Origin of the sequence: Mesorhizobium sp. WSM4307 (assembly GCF_007003945.1) — a bacterium.
In the GTDB taxonomy this organism is placed as follows: domain Bacteria; phylum Pseudomonadota; class Alphaproteobacteria; order Rhizobiales; family Rhizobiaceae; genus Mesorhizobium.
Map to the genome: position 1 here is coordinate 305,946 of NZ_VFTB01000005.1, position 15,391 is coordinate 321,336.

The following is a 15,391-nucleotide window of genomic DNA, read 5'->3' on the forward strand; positions in this document are numbered from 1 at the left end:
GGGGGGGCGCAATGAAGCGCCGCCCCCCTACATCATGCTAAAATACATCCTCCACCGAATTGCACTTTTGATCCCGACGCTTGTCGGCATCACGATCTGCGCCTTCGCCTTCGTCAGGCTGCTGCCCGGCGATCCTATTCTTGCCATGGCCGGTGAACACGGCGTGGCGCCGGCGCGTTATGAAGAGCTCAAGGAGCAGTTCGGCTACAATCTGCCGATCTGGCAGCAATACACACGCTATGTCGGTGAGGTCGTGACCGGCGATTTCGGCGTCTCGATTTCGTCCAAGCGCCCGGTGCTCGAAGAGTTCAAGACGCTCTTCCCGGCGACGCTGGAACTGTCGTTCTTTGCCATGATCTTCGCCATGGTACTGGGCATTCCGGCCGGCATCTTCGCGGCGGTCAAGCGCGGCTCCTGGTTCGATCAGTCGCTGATGGGCACCGCGCTCGTCGGCTATTCCATGCCGATCTTCTGGTGGGGCCTGCTGCTGATCATCTTCTTCTCCGGTTACCTCGGCTGGACGCCGGTTAACGGCCGCATCGACCTGCAGTACTTCTTCAAGCCGATCACCGGCTTCATGACCATCGACACCTTGCTCTACGGCAAATGGGCTGCATTTCGCTCGGTATTGCGCCATCTGGTGCTGCCGACGATTGTGCTCGGCACCATTCCGCTGGCTGTGATAGCGCGCCAGACGCGCTCCGCCATGCTCGAAGTGCTGGGCGAGGACTATGTGCGGACGGCCCGAGCCAAAGGGCTCTCGTCGGCCCGGGTCATCGGCGTGCATGCCCTGCGCAACGCACTCATCCCGGTGGTCACCACCATCGGCCTGCAGGTTAGTACGCTGCTCGCCGGTGCCATCCTTACCGAAACGATCTTCTCATGGCCCGGCATCGGCAGGTGGATGGTCGAATCCATATCCAAGCGCGATTATGTCGTCGTGCAGTCTGGCCTGCTTTTGATCGCGCTTATCGTCATGGCCGTGAATCTGATCGTCGACGTGCTCTATGCCGTTATCAACCCACGCATAAGGGCGGCGTGATGAGCCAGTCGACCGAAATCGCCCCGATGGCCGCCGGCAACCCGGATCGCCTCACCGGTCTCAGGACCTTCTGGTTTTATTTCTCGGTGAACCGGGGCGCCGTTATAGGCCTGTTCGTCTTCCTCCTTTTGGTGCTGGCGGCGCTCTTTGCGCCGCTGCTGGCCCCCTACGCGCCAGACATCCAGGACAAGACCGCATTCTTGCGGCCGCCTGCATGGCAGGCAGGCGGCAGCTCGCAATATCTGCTCGGCACCGATCCGGTTGGGCGCGACATCCTTTCACGCCTGCTCTACGGCGCGCGCTTCTCGCTGCTGATCGGCGCGGTCGTGGTCTCGCTGGCGCTCATCGGCGGCATCACGCTTGGCCTGCTGGCCGGTTATTTCCGCGGCTGGGTCGACGTGGCGATCATGCGCGTCATGGATCTTATCCTGGCCTTCCCGTCGCTGTTGCTGGCGCTGGTGATGGTCACCATCCTCGGTCCCGGCCTGTTCAATGCGATGCTGGCCATCGCGCTCGTGCTGCAGCCGCATTTCGCGCGGCTGGTGCGCGCCGCGGTGATGGCCGAGAAGAGCCGCGAATATGTCGTGGCGGCGAAGGTCGCCGGCGCCGGGCATCTCAGGCTGATGCTTCGCACCATCCTGCCCAATTGCCTGGGACCGCTGATCGTCCAGGGCACCTTGTCTTTTTCCAACGCCATCCTCGAAGCGGCCGCCCTCGGCTTCCTCGGCCTCGGTGCCCAGCCGCCGACGCCCGAATGGGGCACGATGCTCGCCTCGGCGCGTGAATTCATCCTGCGCGCCTGGTGGGTGGTGACCTTTCCTGGTCTGGCGATCCTGATCACCGTGCTTGCCATCAATCTGATCGGCGACGGTCTGCGCGATGCGCTCGATCCGAAATTGAGGAGGTCGTGATGGCCCTGCTGGACATCCAGAACCTCGTCGTCGAATTCCAGACCGCATCAGGTATGTTCCGGGCGGTCGATGGCGTTTCCTTGCATGTCGACGAGCGCGAAGTGCTGGCGATCGTCGGCGAATCCGGTTCCGGCAAGTCGGTCTCGATGCTCGCGGTGATGGGCCTCTTGCCATGGACCGCCAAGGTCACGGCCGACCGCATGAGCTTCAATGGCCGCGATCTTCTGAAGCTGAGCCCTGCCGAGCGGCGCAAGATCGTCGGCAAGGACATGTCGATGATCTTCCAGGAGCCGATGGCCAGCCTCAATCCCTGCTTCACCGTCGGCTTCCAGATCGAGGAGGTGCTGCGTTTCCATATGGGCATGGACGGTGCGCAGCGCCGGGAGCGCGCCATCGAACTCCTCACCCAGGTCGGCATTGCCGAGCCGGCGGAACGGCTGAACTCGTTCCCGCACCAGATGTCGGGCGGCCAATGCCAGCGCGTCATGATCGCCATTGCCATCGCCTGCAATCCGAAGCTTTTGATTGCCGACGAGCCGACTACCGCGCTCGACGTCACCATCCAGAAGCAGATCCTCGATCTCCTGGTCTCTCTGCAGGCCAAATACGGCATGGGCCTGATCATGATCACCCACAATATGGGCGTGGTGGCCGAGACCGCCGACCGCGTCATCGTCCAGTACAAGGGCCGCAAGATGGAAGAGGCCGACGTGCTGTCGCTGTTTGAGCAGCCGAAGAGCAATTACACCCGCGCGCTTTTGTCGGCGCTGCCGGAGAACGCGGTGGGCGACCGGCTGCCGACCGTCTCCGACATGCTGTTCGAGCCGGCGCCCTCGGGAGCCGCCGCATGAGCGTCAAGGTCGTCGAAGGCAAGAATATCGTGCGCGACTACCATGTCGGCGGCGGGCTGTTTCGCGCGCAGCGCACCGTGCATGCGGTTAAGGGTGTCTCGTTCAGCGTCGACAAGGGCAAGACGCTGGCCATCGTCGGTGAAAGCGGCTGTGGCAAGTCGACGCTCGCCCGCATCATCACGCTGATCGATCCGGCGACTTCGGGGGAGCTGTTCATCGACGGCAACAAGGTCGACATCGCCAGGAGCGGATTGACCAAGGAGATGCGCCGCAAGGTGCAGATCGTCTTCCAGAACCCGTACGGCTCGCTCAACCCGCGCCAGAAGATCGGCGACGTGCTGGGGGAACCGCTGCTCATCAACACCAACAAGCCGGCCGAGGAACGGCGCGACCTCGCAATGAAGATGCTGAAGAAGGTCGGCCTTGGCCCCGAACACTACAACCGCTACCCGCATATGTTCTCAGGCGGCCAGCGCCAGCGCATCGCCATCGCCCGCGCACTGATGCTCAATCCGAGCCTGCTGGTGCTGGACGAGCCGGTCTCGGCGCTCGACCTTTCGGTGCAGGCGCAGGTGCTCAACCTGCTCGCCGACCTGCAGGACGAGTTCCAGCTGACTTATGTCTTCATCAGCCATGATTTGTCGGTCGTGCGCTACATCGCCGACGACGTGATGGTGATGTATTTCGGCGAAGCGGTCGAATACGGCCCGCGCGACGAGGTCTTCGCCGACCCCAAGCACAGCTACACCAAGACGCTGTTCGCCGCGACGCCGCGCGCCGACGTGGCGAGCATCAAGGCCAGGTTGGCGAAGAAGAAGGCCGCCTGAACCTCGGATTTCGTCATCCTATGGTCTGCGCCGCGTCGCTTCGCTCCTGCTTCGCCATAGGATGACGACGTCGAGGAACCGCAACCGACTCCCATGCAAGGGTCGGACCAAAGGTCCAGGCTCAAGACAGCCTGGCGATAATCGCGCGCAGCGCCTCGCCGAATTTGTGCACTTCCTCGACCGTGTTGTAGTGCACCAGCGAGGCGCGGATGGCGCCGCTGTCCATCGACAAATTGAGGCGCTTCATCAGTCGCGGCGCGTACATGTGCCCGTCGCGGATGCCGATCTGCATCTCGGCCATCTCCTCGACGATCCGTTGCGGTGAGAGCTTGCCGATGTTGAAGCAGAAGGTCGGCACGCGCTCATTGATGCGGGCCTCGTCGGCGACGCCATAGATCGTCGCGCCGCAGCCCTTCAGCACGGCAAGCATCTCGCGCGCCAAAAGCAGTTCGTAGTCGCGGATGGCGCCCATGCCGGCGACGATGTTTTCGCGCCGCGAGCGGTTGTTGGAGGGGGCCAGATTGCGGCCGATCAGTTCCAGATACCGCACGGCCGCATCCATGCCCGAGACGTTCTCGTAGATGAAGGTGCCGGCCTCGACCTTGTAGGGCGGCTCGTCGGGGATGAAGTCCTCGCGAAAAGTCGGCAGCCGCTTGAGCGTATCGAAGCGGCCCCAGAGAAAACCCATATGCGGCGAGAAATTCTTGTAGCCGGAGCAGACGAGATAGTCGCAATCCCAGGCCTGCACGTCGATCAGCCCGTGCGGACCGTAGTGCACGCAGTCGAGGAACACTTCGGCGCCGGCCGCATGCGCGATCCTGGCGACCGAGGCGACGTCGACGATCGAGCCGATCGAGTGCGCGGTGACCGTGCAGGCGACGAGGCGGGTTCGGTCGGAAACCAGCGGCTTGAGATCGTCGACATGCAGATTGCCGTCCTCGCGCATGCGCCACCATTTGAACTTGGCGCCGGCGGATTCCAGTGCCAGCCAGGTGGCGATGTTGGCGTCATGGTCCATGTCGGTGATGACGATCTCGTCGCGTTCCGAGAGCATCTGGCCGATGCCGAGGCTGACGAGGCGGATGAACGAGGTGGCGTTCATGCCGAAGCAGATTTCCGCTGGGCTATAGGCGTTGATCAGCAGCGCCACGCTTGTCCGGGCTTCGGTGACGGATTGGTCGACGGTGACGCTGCGGCCATAGCGGCCGCCGCGCTGTACATTGTGCGAAACCAGATGGTTGGTCACCGCGTCGAGCACGCTCTGCGGGATCTGCGCGCCGGCGGCATTGTCCATGAAGATGAAATCGCCGGCCCGCTGCAGGGCGGGAAACATGGCGCGGATGGTGTCGACGGGGAACGCTGCGGCGTTCGCGTTGTCGGTTTGGTGCTTGTTCACGGGCAGGCTCCTGCGAAGAATTTGGCGGGTGGAGAACGGTTGGCGAGGTCAGCGCGCCTTCTCGGTCTTGAAGCGGTCTTCAAGCAGGCTGACGAGGCGCACCATCGGCCAGAGGAAGATGAGATAGACCAGTGCGGCGCCGATCAGCGGCGAGGGATTGGCGTAAAGCGACTGCGCGTTGGTCGCTTCCTTCAGGAGTTCCGGCAGCGCCACGGTGGAGGCGAGCGAGGTGTCCTTGAACATCGAGACGCAATTGCTGGTCATCGGCGGGATGACGACGCGGATCGCCTGCGGCAGCACCACCTTGCGCAAGGTCAAGAGGAACGGCAGGCCCAGCGCCTGCGACGCCTCGAACTGGCCTTTCGGAATGCTTTCTATGCCGGAGCGGAACACTTCCGCCGAATAGGCCGACATGATGAAGGCGAAGGCCGTCACCGCGGACGCCCAGGACGACAGGCGGATGCCGAGGAAGGGCAGGGCATAGTAGATCAGGATCAGCACCACCAGCACCGGCAGCGCGCGAAAAATGTCGGTGTAGGCGACCGCCAGCCAGCGCAGCGGCTTCGGCGCATAGAGCCGCACCAGGCTGATCAGCAGGCCGATGGGGATGCCGATGCCGATGCTCAAAATGCCAAGCAGCAGCGTGTTCAGGAAGCCGCGCAGCAGCGCAGGCAGGCTGGCCATGATGACGTCGGGATTGAAGAAGGTGTCGATCAGCGACATGGGAGCGTTCCCGAACCCCAGAGCAAGGGGTGCTCAAAGTTGAAACCAATCGACCTCGCCCATGGCGAGACGGTCCGCGCGGCAGTGCGAAAGCGTGAAATGAATCGTGCCGGCCTGGAAAGCCGGCACGATTTCAGTGCATCTCCGCTCAGGCCTTCGGCAGCGGCATTTCCTTGACGGTCGAGGAATCGGCCGGCGCGTCGCTGCCGAACCACTTCTTGTGGATCGCGGCCAGCGTGCCGTCCTTCTTCATCGCGGTCAGCGCGTCGTTGAGCTTGCCGAGCAGCGGGTGGTCCTTGGTCATCATCAGCCCGTACTGTTCACCGGTCTTGATGCGCTGCTTGACCTTCAGATCCTTCATCTTGGTGAAGGAGTATTCCATGCCCGGAATGTCGCTGACGGCGGCGTCGACGCGGCCGGCGCTGAGGTCGAGCAGCAGGTTCTGCTGCGTGTCATAGCCCTTCACATCGCTAAAGCCGTCGGCTTCCTGATGAGCCTTGACCCAGGTCTCGCCGGTCGAGCCGGAGAGCACGCCGACGATCTTGCCCTTGAGGTCGGCTTCGGTGTTAACAGCGCTGTCGGTCTTCGTCGCAATGCCCATGTCGGAATCATAGTAGGGCTGGGTGAAAGACTGCGACTTCAGCCGCTCGGCCGTGATGGTGATCGACGAGATGGCGACATCGATGCGCTTCGACGTGGTGGCCGCGAACAGCGCCTGGAAGCCGAGATCGGCGATATCGGTGGTCATGCCGATGCGCTTGGCGGCTTCGTTGACGATGTCGACTTCAAAGCCCTCGAAGGTGCCGCTCTCGTTCTTGTACTCGAAGGGCGGATTGGTCGGATAGGCGCCGACATTGAGCACATCGGCGGCGTAAGCCGTGGCGGGGCCGGGGGCGATGCCGATGGCGGCGGCAAGCAGGATGAGATTGCGACGTGTCAGGTTCATTTGGTGTTCCCTCTGGGGTATCCCCTCTGGTTGTTGATCGGGCGGGCTCGCCCCGCACGGTTTCTTGCCGTCCCACCTCCCAGCGGGGCGTCAATTCATGGCAGCGACCTGCGCGCGTGGTTGGCGATGGTCTCTGTACGCGGATCGCGGATCTGGCAGCGCACGCCGTCGAAAGCACAGCGCGCGCTGGATGATGACTGGGGCAGCATGAACGACAAGGACTGAACCCCCCGAAGCACCACGATGGACTGGCCGGCAACCCCTGCGGCACGGCCGCCGTCATCGATCTTGAATGCTTATCCAAAGTGGGACGCATTTCAAGGCGAAAGTTTTAAGCTTAAAAAGCTTGGCTTGCGTGTTGCTCCGGCGATACGCCTTTTTGTCTGGCCGCGCCTGTCTATGCCAATTCGTCGCGCGCGGCGGCAGCGTTGGCCGCGGCGCCGGCGCCCAGAAACATCGTGTCGCTGGCCAGCACGAAGAAACTCGCGCCGATGGCTGCCCACCGGCTGACGGCCTGTGGGCTGGCGCAAAATATGCCTGATGTCTTTCCGCGTGCGACCGTCGCGCCGATGACTGTCCGGATCGCCGCATTGAGCTTGTCGGCGCCTTGCGGTCCGATCGCGTCGATCGACACCGAAAGATCGCCCGGGCCGACGAAGATCACGTCGACGCCGTCGGTGGCCGCGATCGCATCGACGTTGGCGAGCCCCGCCGCTGTCTCGACCTGAACCGCGACGACGGTTCTGTCGTTGGCGCCGGCAAGATATTCGGGAATGCGATAACCATAGCCGGCGGCTCGGCCAGGCCCGACGCCACACTCGCCCAGCGGCGGATAGCGCGAGGCTTTCACTGCTGCTTCGGCCTGCGCGGCGGTCGAGACGCGCGGCACCAGCACGCCTTGCGCGCCGCTGTCCAGCGCCGCCTGGATGGCTTCCGGTGCATGGCCGGGAACGCGCACCATCGCCGGCACGCGGCGAACGTCGGCCGCGCGCACCATGGTCTCGATCATGTCGCGCGAGATCTGCGCATGCTCCCAGTCGATGCAGAGGAAGTCGAGGCCCGACAGCGCCATCACTTCGACCGCGACCGGATGGGGAATGGCGGCAAACGAACCGACGAGGTTTGCCTTGCCGATGCATTTCTGGCGGAATTCGCTCATGCCGATCCCCTTTGTCGTCTGGCCCAAACTCATATCCGCAAACGGCGGCGAGGCGAAGCTATTTCAGGCTTGAAATATTTTACCGCGAGCCTAGCGTGTGGCCTCCCGCCGCGAGTTCCCGAGATGATCAAAGCGCATCCCCTGCACGGCCCGAACAAACTGAAGCTCGGCGTCTTTTCGACCAACGCCGATGGCGGGCTTGCCATCACCGATGTGCCGGAACGCTGGACGGCAAGCTGGCAGGACAATCTGACGGCAGCGCAAATTGCCGACCGCGCCGGGCTGGAATTCATCCTGCCGATCGCGCGCTGGCGCGGCTTTGGCGGCCGCAACAAGGTGCGCGAATGGTCGTTCGAAACCTTCACCTGGGCGGCTGCTCTGGCGGTGGCCACCGACCAGATCGGCCTGTTCATGACCGTGCACGTGCCGTTGGTGCATCCGCTCTATGCCGCCAAGGCGCTGGCGACGGTCGACCACATCAGCCAGGGCCGCGCCGGGCTCAACATCGTCTGCGGCTGGAACCCGAAGGAATTCGGCATGTTCGGCACGCCGCTGGTCGAGAAGGGCTACGACCAGGCGGCCGAGTGGATCGAGATTCTTGAAAAGCTCTATGCATCGGCCGGGCCGCTCGACTATGAAGGCACCTATTATCGCCTGAAGGAAGCGGTGAGCCGGCCGGCCAGTCTGCAGCTTCCTCGCCCGGTGACTATGAATGCCGCTTTCGGCGGGCCGGGCCGCGACTTCGCCGCCGCCCGGTGCGATTATCTGTTCACGACCTTTTCCGAGATGAGCGATGCCGGCAAGCATGTCGCCGATATCGGCGAGCGCGCCGACAAGGCCGGCCGCGATGTCGGCGTCTACACCGTGGCGCATGTCGTCTGCCGCCCGACCATGGAGGAGGCGCAGGCCTATTACATGCGTTACGCGGTTGATCTGGCCGACCATGACGCGGTCGACGCCCATATGGCTGGCAAGAAGGAATTCTCGCAGTCGCACGACCCGCACGCCTATGACCGGTACCGCCAACGCTTCGCCGGCGGGGCCGGCACCTATCCACTGGTCGGAACACCCGAAACGATCGCCGCCGACATGGCCGCCATTGCCGGGAACGGCTATCAGGGCATCGCGCTCTCCTTCGTCAACTACACGCAGGAGCTGCCCTATTTCTGCGACCACGTGCTGCCGATTTTGAGGAAGGCTGGTCTGCGGGTAACTTAGTCCGGACGAACGAGTTCGTCCGGTATCACAGCGGTGGCCTGGATCTCCACCTTGGCGCGGTCCTCGACCAGCGCCATCACCTGCATGGCGGCCATCGCCGGGAAATGTCGGCCGATCACCTCGCGATAGGCTTCGCCGAGGCCCCTGAGGTTGGCGAGGTACTCGGCCTTGTCGGTGAAATACCAGGTCATCGAGGTGATGTGCCGGGGCTCGGCACCGGCCTCGGCCAGCACAGCGACGATGTTTTGCAGCGTCTGCCGCACCTGGCCGACAAAGTCGTCGGTTTCGAACTGGCACTGACCGTTCCAGCCGACCTGTCCGCCGACGAAGATGAGCCGCCCACGCGCCGCGACGCCATTGGCGTAGCCGACCGGTTTGGCCCAGCCTTCCGGCTGCAGAATCTCATGCATTTGAAGCCTCCCGGTATTCCTGAAACCCAAGTCTCAAAATCGAATGCCCGTCAATTTCCCGCGTCAGGCCGCGCCCATCACTTGCCGCGCGATGACCACCTTCTGCACGTCGGAGGCACCCTCGTAGATGCGCAGCGCGCGGATCTCGCGATACAGGCTTTCGACGATGTGGCCTTTGCGCACGCCGTCGCCGCCATGCAGTTGCACCGCTTTGTCGATCACCTCCTGCGCCTTGTCGGTGGCGAACAGTTTTGCCATCGCCGCCTCGCGTGTCACCCGCGCCGCGCCCATGTCCTTGGTCCAGGCGGCGCGGTAGACCAGAAGCGCCGCCGCATCGACGTCGAGGGCCATGTCGGCGATGTGACCCTGTACCATCTGCAATTCGGCCATCGGTGCGCCGAACAGTTTGCGCTCGGCCACTCTGCTGATGCTTTCTTCCAGCGCCCGGCGGGCAAAGCCGAGCGCTGCTGCACCGACGGTCGAGCGGAACACGTCGAGCACCGACATGGCGATGCGGAAGCCGTCACCTGGCTTGCCGATCAGGGCCGAGATGGGGACACGGACCTGATCGAAGGAAAGCCGCGCCAGCGGATGCGGCGCGATCACTTCGAGGCGCTCGGCGATGCCGAGGCCCGCAGTGTCGCCAGGCACGATAAAGGCGGAAAGCCCCTTGGCGCCCGGCGCCTCGCCGGTGCGGGCAAAGACGATGTAGAGATCGGCGATCCCGCCATTGGAGATCCAGGTCTTCTCGCCGGTGAGCACATAGCTGTCGCCGTCGCGGGTCGCCGTCATTTCGGTGTTGGCGACATCCGAGCCCGAGCGCGGTTCCGACAGGGCGAAGGCCGAGATCGCCTTGCCGGCCCGCGTCTGCGCCAGCCATTGCTGCTGATCGGCCGTGCCGAATAGGCTGAGCGCGCCGGTGCCCAATCCCTGCATGGCGAAGGCGAAATCGGCAAGCCCGTCATGGCGGGCAAGCGTCTCGCGCGTGATGCACAAAATGCGGACATCGAGCGGGCCGGGATTGTCGGTGTCAACAGCGGTCGGCTTCAGCCAACCGTCGCGGCCAAGTTTTTGCACCAGCGCGCGGCAGGCGGCATCGACGTCGTGGTGATCGACGGGGAGATGTTTTGCGCACCATGCTTCCAGGCTCTCGGCGAGTTCACGATGGCGGTTCTCGAAAAAGGGCCAGTTGAGGAAGGAACGGTCAGGCATGTTGGCCTCCGCAGTACATGGAGCGTTGCGCTCTACGACGCCCCCCTCTGTCCTGCCGGACATCTCCCCCACAAGGGGGGAGATCGGCTATTATTGCCGCATTCGCCAATCGCCAGCGTTGCAAGACGGGAGCCGGCGCCCAAGCTGCCAATCTCCCCCCAAGTGGGGGAGATGTCCGGGAGGACAGAGGGGGGCGCTGCCCCGCCGGCAAGTCCTTCTTGAGCGACGAAAACATCTCAATTCCCCTCGAACACCGGCTTTTCCTTGGCCACAAACGCCTTGTAGGCGCGCTCGAAATCGCGCGTCTGCATGCAGATCGCTTGTGCCTGCGCTTCCGCCTCGATCGCCTGGTCGAGACCCATCGACCATTCCTGATTGAGCTGCGTCTTGGTGATGCCGTGGGCGAAGGTCGGGCCGGAGACGATGCGCGCCGCCATGTCGAGTGCGTCCGCCTCGAGCGAGGCCGCATCGACCAGCCTGTTGTAGAACCCCCACCGCTCGCCCTCGGCGGCAGTCATGGTGCGGCCGGTGTAGAGCAGTTCGGCGGCGCGGCCCTGGCCGATGATGCGCGGCAGGATCGCGCAGGCGCCCATGTCGCAGCCGGCAAGGCCGACGCGGGTGAACAGGAAGGCGGTCTTGGCCTCCGGTGTGGCGATGCGGATGTCGGAGCTCATGGCGATGATGGCGCCGGCGCCGACCGCCACGCCGTCGACGGCGGCGATGATCGGCTTGCCGCAGTTCAGCATCGCCTTGACGAAATCGCCGGTCATGCGGGTGAAGGCGAGGAGCTGCTTCATGTCCATCTTGACCAGCGGGCCGATAATGTCGTGGACATCGCCGCCGGAGCAGAAATTGCCGCCATTGGAGAGGAACACCACGGCGTCGACATCGTCGGCATAGACGAGGTCGCGGAAGGTGTCGCGCAGTTCGGCATAGCTGTCGAAGGTCAGCGGGTTCTTGCGCTCCGGCCGGTCGAGCCGGATCTTGGCGATCCTGCCTTCGACCTCCCACAGGAAATGCTTCGGCTTCAGCCCGGCCATCCCGGTCATTCGCGTCCCTCCCAGTTGCTGCGGAACGAGGTCAGCATGCCGGTCAGCCGGCGCGCATCCTCCTCGCTGACCTTGCCCAGCAATTCGCCGATCCAGCCCTCATGGGCGGCGGCGATGGTGGCAAAGGATTTGGTGCCTTCCTCGGTCAGCCGCACCATGGAGGTGCGGCGGTCGCCATTGCGGCGGGCCCGAGCGACCAGTCCTTCGGAAACCAGCCGGTCGACAATGCCGGTGACATTGCCGTTGGAGACCAGCAGGAAGCGCGACAGGTCGCTCATCAGCATGCCTTCAGGCACGCGATAGAGGGCCGCCATCACGTCGAAGCGCGGCAGGGTCGTATCGAATTCTTTCTTCAGGCGCTCGCGCAGTTCGGCCTCGATTGTGCGCGAGGCGCGCAGCAGCCTGATCCACAGACGCAGACGGTCCTTGCCGGGTCCCGACGGTGCGGGCAGGGGGCCGGCTACCATGTTTCGCCTCCTGAGATGGAAATTGCCTGTCCGGTGATCGATGACGCTGCCTCGCCGCACAGCCACAGCACGGCGGCGGCGACTTCCTGCGGCTGGATGAAGCGGCCTTGCGGGTTGGTCGAGGCAAGGCTCGCCCGCGCCTCGCCAGCCGAGCGGCCGGTCTTTTCAACGATGCGGTGGATGGATTCTTCCAGCATATCGGTCTCGACGAAGCCCGGGCACACAGCGTTGACGGTGACGCCGGATTTCGCGGTCTCCGCCGCCAGCGCCCGCATCAGCCCGACGACGCCATGCTTGGCCGCCACGTAAGGCGCGACATAGGCGTAGCCTTTCAATCCGGCCGTGGAGGCGATGAACACGATCCGTCCTGTCTTGCGCGCGGCCATGCCGGCCAGCGCCGGCTTCACCGTCAGGAAGGCGCCGGTCAGGTTGACGTCGAGCGTCTTCTGCCAGTCGGCGAGCGTGGTCTTGTGCGCCGGTGTGCTGCCGGCCATGCCGGCATTGGCAATGACGATGTCGAACGGCCCGCGCTCGGATTCCGCCCTCTGGTAGAGCGAGGCCATCGACACCTCATTGGTGACATCGGCGGCGATGCCGAAGATACGGTCGCTTTCGCCGGCCACTTTGGCAAGCTCGGCGTCGCGCCGGCCGCAGACGGTCACGTCGATGCCGGTACCAGCCAACGCCAGCGCGATGGCCCGGCCGACACCGGAGCCACCGCCAGTGACCAGCGCATGCTTGCCGGAGATCGCTGGTGCCGCCGTCATACTTTCAGCCCCGCGGCGGCATCGCGCTCGGCCAGCCGGTAGATCTGGTCGCGTCCGGGCAGATAGGGATCCGGCCATTTCACGCCGCGGTCACCGAGCGTCACCGCCGCGTGCAGCGTCCAGTACGGGTCGGCAAGGTGCGGCCGTGCCAGCGCCACCAGGTCGGCGCGGCCGGCCATCAGGATCGAGTTGACATGGTCCGGCTCGTAGATGTTGCCGACCGCCATCGTCGCCATGCCGACCTCGTTGCGGATGCGGTCCGAGAACGGTGTCTGGAACATGCGGCCGTAAACGGGTTTTGCCGCCGTTGAGGTCTGGCCGGCGGACACGTCGCAGATGTCGACGCCGGCCTCATGCAGCAGCCGCGCGATCTCGACTGCGTCGGCGGGTGTGACGCCTTCGATGCCGACCCAGTCATTGGCTGAAATGCGCACCGAGATCGGCTTCTCCGCCGGCCAAGCGGCGCGCACGGCGTGGAAGATTTCCAGGGGATAGCGCATGCGATTTTCCAGCGCGCCGCCATAGGCGTCGGTGCGCCGGTTGGTGACCGGGGTGATGAAGGACGACAAGAGATAGCCGTGCGCGGCATGGATCTCCAGCATGTCGAAGCCGCAGCGGTCGGCCATCTCGGCCGAGGCCACGAACTCGTCGCGCACCTTGTCCATGTCGGCGCGATCCATCGCCTTCGGCACCTGGTTCTGCGGCGACCACGCGATCGCCGAGGCCGCCATGACAGGCCAGTTGCCCGACACCAGGGGCACGTCGGTGCCTTCCCAGCCGACACGGGTTGAGCCCTTGGCGCCGGAATGGCCGATCTGGGCGCAGATCTTGGCCTCGGTCTCTGTGTGGACGAAGTCCAGCAGCCGCTTCCAGGCCACCTCGTGCTCGGGCGCGTAGAAGCCGGGACAACCGGGCGTGATACGGCCTTCCGGGCTGACGCAGGTCATCTCGATATAGACGAGTCCGGCGCCGCCCTTGGCGCGCTCGGCATAATGGGTGAAATGCCAGTCGGTCGGGCAGCCGTCGACGGCCTTGTACTGCGCCATCGGTGAGACGACGACGCGGTTCTGCAGCTTCATGTCGCGCAGCTTGAACGGCGCGAACATCGGCGCCCGGCGCAGCCTGTTGCCGCCGGCACCCGCCTGGCGCTGGAACCATTCTTCGGCACCCCCCAGCCATTCGGCATCGCGCAGCCGCAAATTCTCGTGGCTGATGCGCTGCGAGCGGGTCAGCAGCGAATAGTTGAACTGCACCGGATCGAGGCCAAGATAGCGCTCGACCTCCTCGAACCATTCGAGCGAATTGCGCGCCGCCGATTGCAGCTTAAGCACCTCGGTTCGCCGTGCGTCCTCATATTTGCGGAACGCGGCATCGAGATCCGGCTCGGTTTCCACATACTCGGCCAGCGCGACCGCGCTTTCCAGCGCCAGCTTGGTGCCGGAGCCGATCGAGAAATGCGCCGATGCCGCCGCGTCGCCCATCAGCGCCAGGTTCTTGTACGACCAGCGTTCGCACAGCACGCGCGGGAAATTGATCCAGGCCGAACCCCTGATGTGGTTGGCATTGGTCATCAACGCGTGGCCGCCGAGATGCCTGGCGAAGATGCGCTCGCACACCGCGATCGATTCCTGCTGCGTCATCACACCGAAGCCGAAGGCAGCCCAGGTCTGCTCGCTGCATTCGACGATGAAGGTCGCGGTCTCACTGTCGAACTGGTAGGCATGCGCCCACACCCAGCCATGCTCGGTCTTCTCGAAGATGAAGGTGAAGGCGTCGTCGAATTTCTGGTTGGTGCCGAGCCAGACGAACTTGCATTTGCGGGTGTCGATGTCCGGCTTGAAGATGTCGACGAAGGTGTTGCGCGCCCTGGAATTCAGCCCGTCCGCGGCGACGACTAGATCATGAGACTCCATGTAAGGCTTGGGATCGGCGATATCGGTCTCGAACATCAGCTTGACGCCGAGCTCGCGGGCGCGACGCTGCAAAAGGATCAGCAACCGCTTGCGGCCGATGCCGCAGAAACCGTGACCTGACGAGACCGTGCGCACGCCGTCATGAATGACGGCAATGTCGTCCCAATAGGCAAAATGCTTCTTGATCCAGACGGCGCTGACCGGATCGTTCTTGGCGAGGTTCTCAAGCGTTTCGGCCGACAGCACGACGCCCCAGCCGAACGTGTCGTCGGCGCGGTTGCGCTCGAACACCGTCACATCGTGCGCGGCGTCCCTGAGCTTCATCGATATGGCAAAGTAGAGGCCGGCTGGACCGCCGCCGAGAACCGCAACCTTCATCTGTGCGATCTCCTCTTCGCTTGCTGCCTGGTGAGTATCGCGCCGGCGGCAAAATATTTCAAGCTTAAAGTTTTATGTCGAAATCATTATGCCGATACCGGGCAGCGCGCTTGCGTGTCGCC

Annotated in this window: 15 protein-coding genes; 5 read left to right on the plus strand and 10 right to left on the minus strand. The window is 64.0% G+C overall.

What is annotated here, in order from left to right; all coding sequences use genetic code 11:
• Positions 1-34 precede the first annotated feature (34 nt).
• The 4 genes from FJV83_RS14140 to FJV83_RS14155 are packed head-to-tail and all read left to right on the plus strand — an operon-like array spanning position 35 to position 3,631.
• Complete coding sequence (locus tag FJV83_RS14140; protein WP_095771743.1) at positions 35-1,042, plus strand: ABC transporter permease subunit; 1,008 nt, start codon at positions 35-37, stop codon at positions 1,040-1,042.
• A gap of 26 nt (positions 1,043-1,068) precedes the next feature.
• Positions 1,069-1,953, plus strand: coding sequence for an ABC transporter permease subunit (locus FJV83_RS14145; RefSeq protein WP_245437747.1), 885 nt, complete (start codon positions 1,069-1,071; stop codon positions 1,951-1,953).
• A complete protein-coding gene (locus tag FJV83_RS14150) occupies positions 1,953-2,804 on the plus strand; it encodes an ABC transporter ATP-binding protein (protein WP_095771745.1) in 852 nt (283 codons plus the stop codon). The genes FJV83_RS14145 and FJV83_RS14150 overlap by 1 nt, the downstream gene beginning before the upstream one ends.
• A complete protein-coding gene (locus FJV83_RS14155) occupies positions 2,801-3,631 on the plus strand; it encodes a dipeptide ABC transporter ATP-binding protein (RefSeq protein ID WP_095771746.1) in 831 nt (276 codons plus the stop codon). The genes FJV83_RS14150 and FJV83_RS14155 overlap by 4 nt, the downstream gene beginning before the upstream one ends.
• Positions 3,632-3,752: 121 nt before the next feature.
• On the opposite strand, the gene FJV83_RS14160 is transcribed toward FJV83_RS14155, so the two are convergent.
• From FJV83_RS14160 to FJV83_RS14175, 4 genes are all read right to left on the minus strand, one after another.
• Positions 3,753-5,027 carry a cysteine desulfurase-like protein gene (locus FJV83_RS14160; protein WP_142886204.1) on the minus strand — a complete coding sequence of 425 codons (1,275 nt, stop codon included), beginning with the start codon at positions 5,025-5,027 and terminating at the stop codon, positions 3,753-3,755.
• A 48-nt stretch (positions 5,028-5,075) separates the two neighbouring features.
• On the minus strand, positions 5,076-5,750 hold the full coding sequence (locus FJV83_RS14165) for an amino acid ABC transporter permease (RefSeq protein ID WP_095771748.1): 675 nt from the start codon (positions 5,748-5,750) through the stop codon (positions 5,076-5,078).
• 148 nt (positions 5,751-5,898) lie between these two features.
• Positions 5,899-6,696 (minus strand): ABC transporter substrate-binding protein, encoded by a 798-nt coding sequence (locus tag FJV83_RS14170; RefSeq protein ID WP_142886205.1) that lies wholly within the window; start codon positions 6,694-6,696, stop codon positions 5,899-5,901.
• A 397-nt stretch (positions 6,697-7,093) separates the two neighbouring features.
• Positions 7,094-7,855, minus strand: coding sequence for an HpcH/HpaI aldolase/citrate lyase family protein (locus FJV83_RS14175; protein WP_142886206.1), 762 nt, complete (start codon positions 7,853-7,855; stop codon positions 7,094-7,096).
• 123 nt (positions 7,856-7,978) lie between these two features.
• Here FJV83_RS14175 and FJV83_RS14180 point away from each other — a divergent pair, with 123 nt between their 5' ends.
• On the plus strand, positions 7,979-9,073 hold the full coding sequence (locus FJV83_RS14180) for an LLM class flavin-dependent oxidoreductase (protein ID WP_142886207.1): 1,095 nt from the start codon (positions 7,979-7,981) through the stop codon (positions 9,071-9,073).
• Here FJV83_RS14180 and FJV83_RS14185 read toward each other — a convergent pair.
• From FJV83_RS14185 to FJV83_RS14215, 6 genes are all read right to left on the minus strand, one after another.
• Positions 9,070-9,483 carry a RidA family protein gene (locus FJV83_RS14185; protein WP_095787228.1) on the minus strand — a complete coding sequence of 138 codons (414 nt, stop codon included), beginning with the start codon at positions 9,481-9,483 and terminating at the stop codon, positions 9,070-9,072. The two genes, FJV83_RS14180 and FJV83_RS14185, sit on opposite strands and share 4 nt — an antisense overlap.
• A gap of 63 nt (positions 9,484-9,546) precedes the next feature.
• Complete coding sequence (locus tag FJV83_RS14190; protein WP_142886208.1) at positions 9,547-10,695, minus strand: acyl-CoA dehydrogenase family protein; 1,149 nt, start codon at positions 10,693-10,695, stop codon at positions 9,547-9,549.
• 236 nt (positions 10,696-10,931) lie between these two features.
• The gene (locus FJV83_RS14200) at positions 10,932-11,744 is read right to left on the minus strand and encodes an enoyl-CoA hydratase family protein (protein WP_095771753.1); all 813 of its coding nucleotides are present in this window, start codon (positions 11,742-11,744) and stop codon (positions 10,932-10,934) included.
• Positions 11,741-12,211 carry a MarR family transcriptional regulator gene (locus tag FJV83_RS14205; RefSeq protein WP_010913223.1) on the minus strand — a complete coding sequence of 157 codons (471 nt, stop codon included), beginning with the start codon at positions 12,209-12,211 and terminating at the stop codon, positions 11,741-11,743. Before FJV83_RS14205 ends, FJV83_RS14200 begins: the two co-directional genes overlap by 4 nt.
• Positions 12,205-12,978 carry an SDR family NAD(P)-dependent oxidoreductase gene (locus FJV83_RS14210; protein WP_142886209.1) on the minus strand — a complete coding sequence of 258 codons (774 nt, stop codon included), beginning with the start codon at positions 12,976-12,978 and terminating at the stop codon, positions 12,205-12,207. The genes FJV83_RS14205 and FJV83_RS14210 overlap by 7 nt, the downstream gene beginning before the upstream one ends.
• A complete protein-coding gene (locus FJV83_RS14215; RefSeq protein ID WP_095791946.1) occupies positions 12,975-15,269 on the minus strand; it encodes a bifunctional salicylyl-CoA 5-hydroxylase/oxidoreductase in 2,295 nt (764 codons plus the stop codon). Before FJV83_RS14215 ends, FJV83_RS14210 begins: the two co-directional genes overlap by 4 nt.
• Positions 15,270-15,391: the final 122 nt, after the last annotated feature.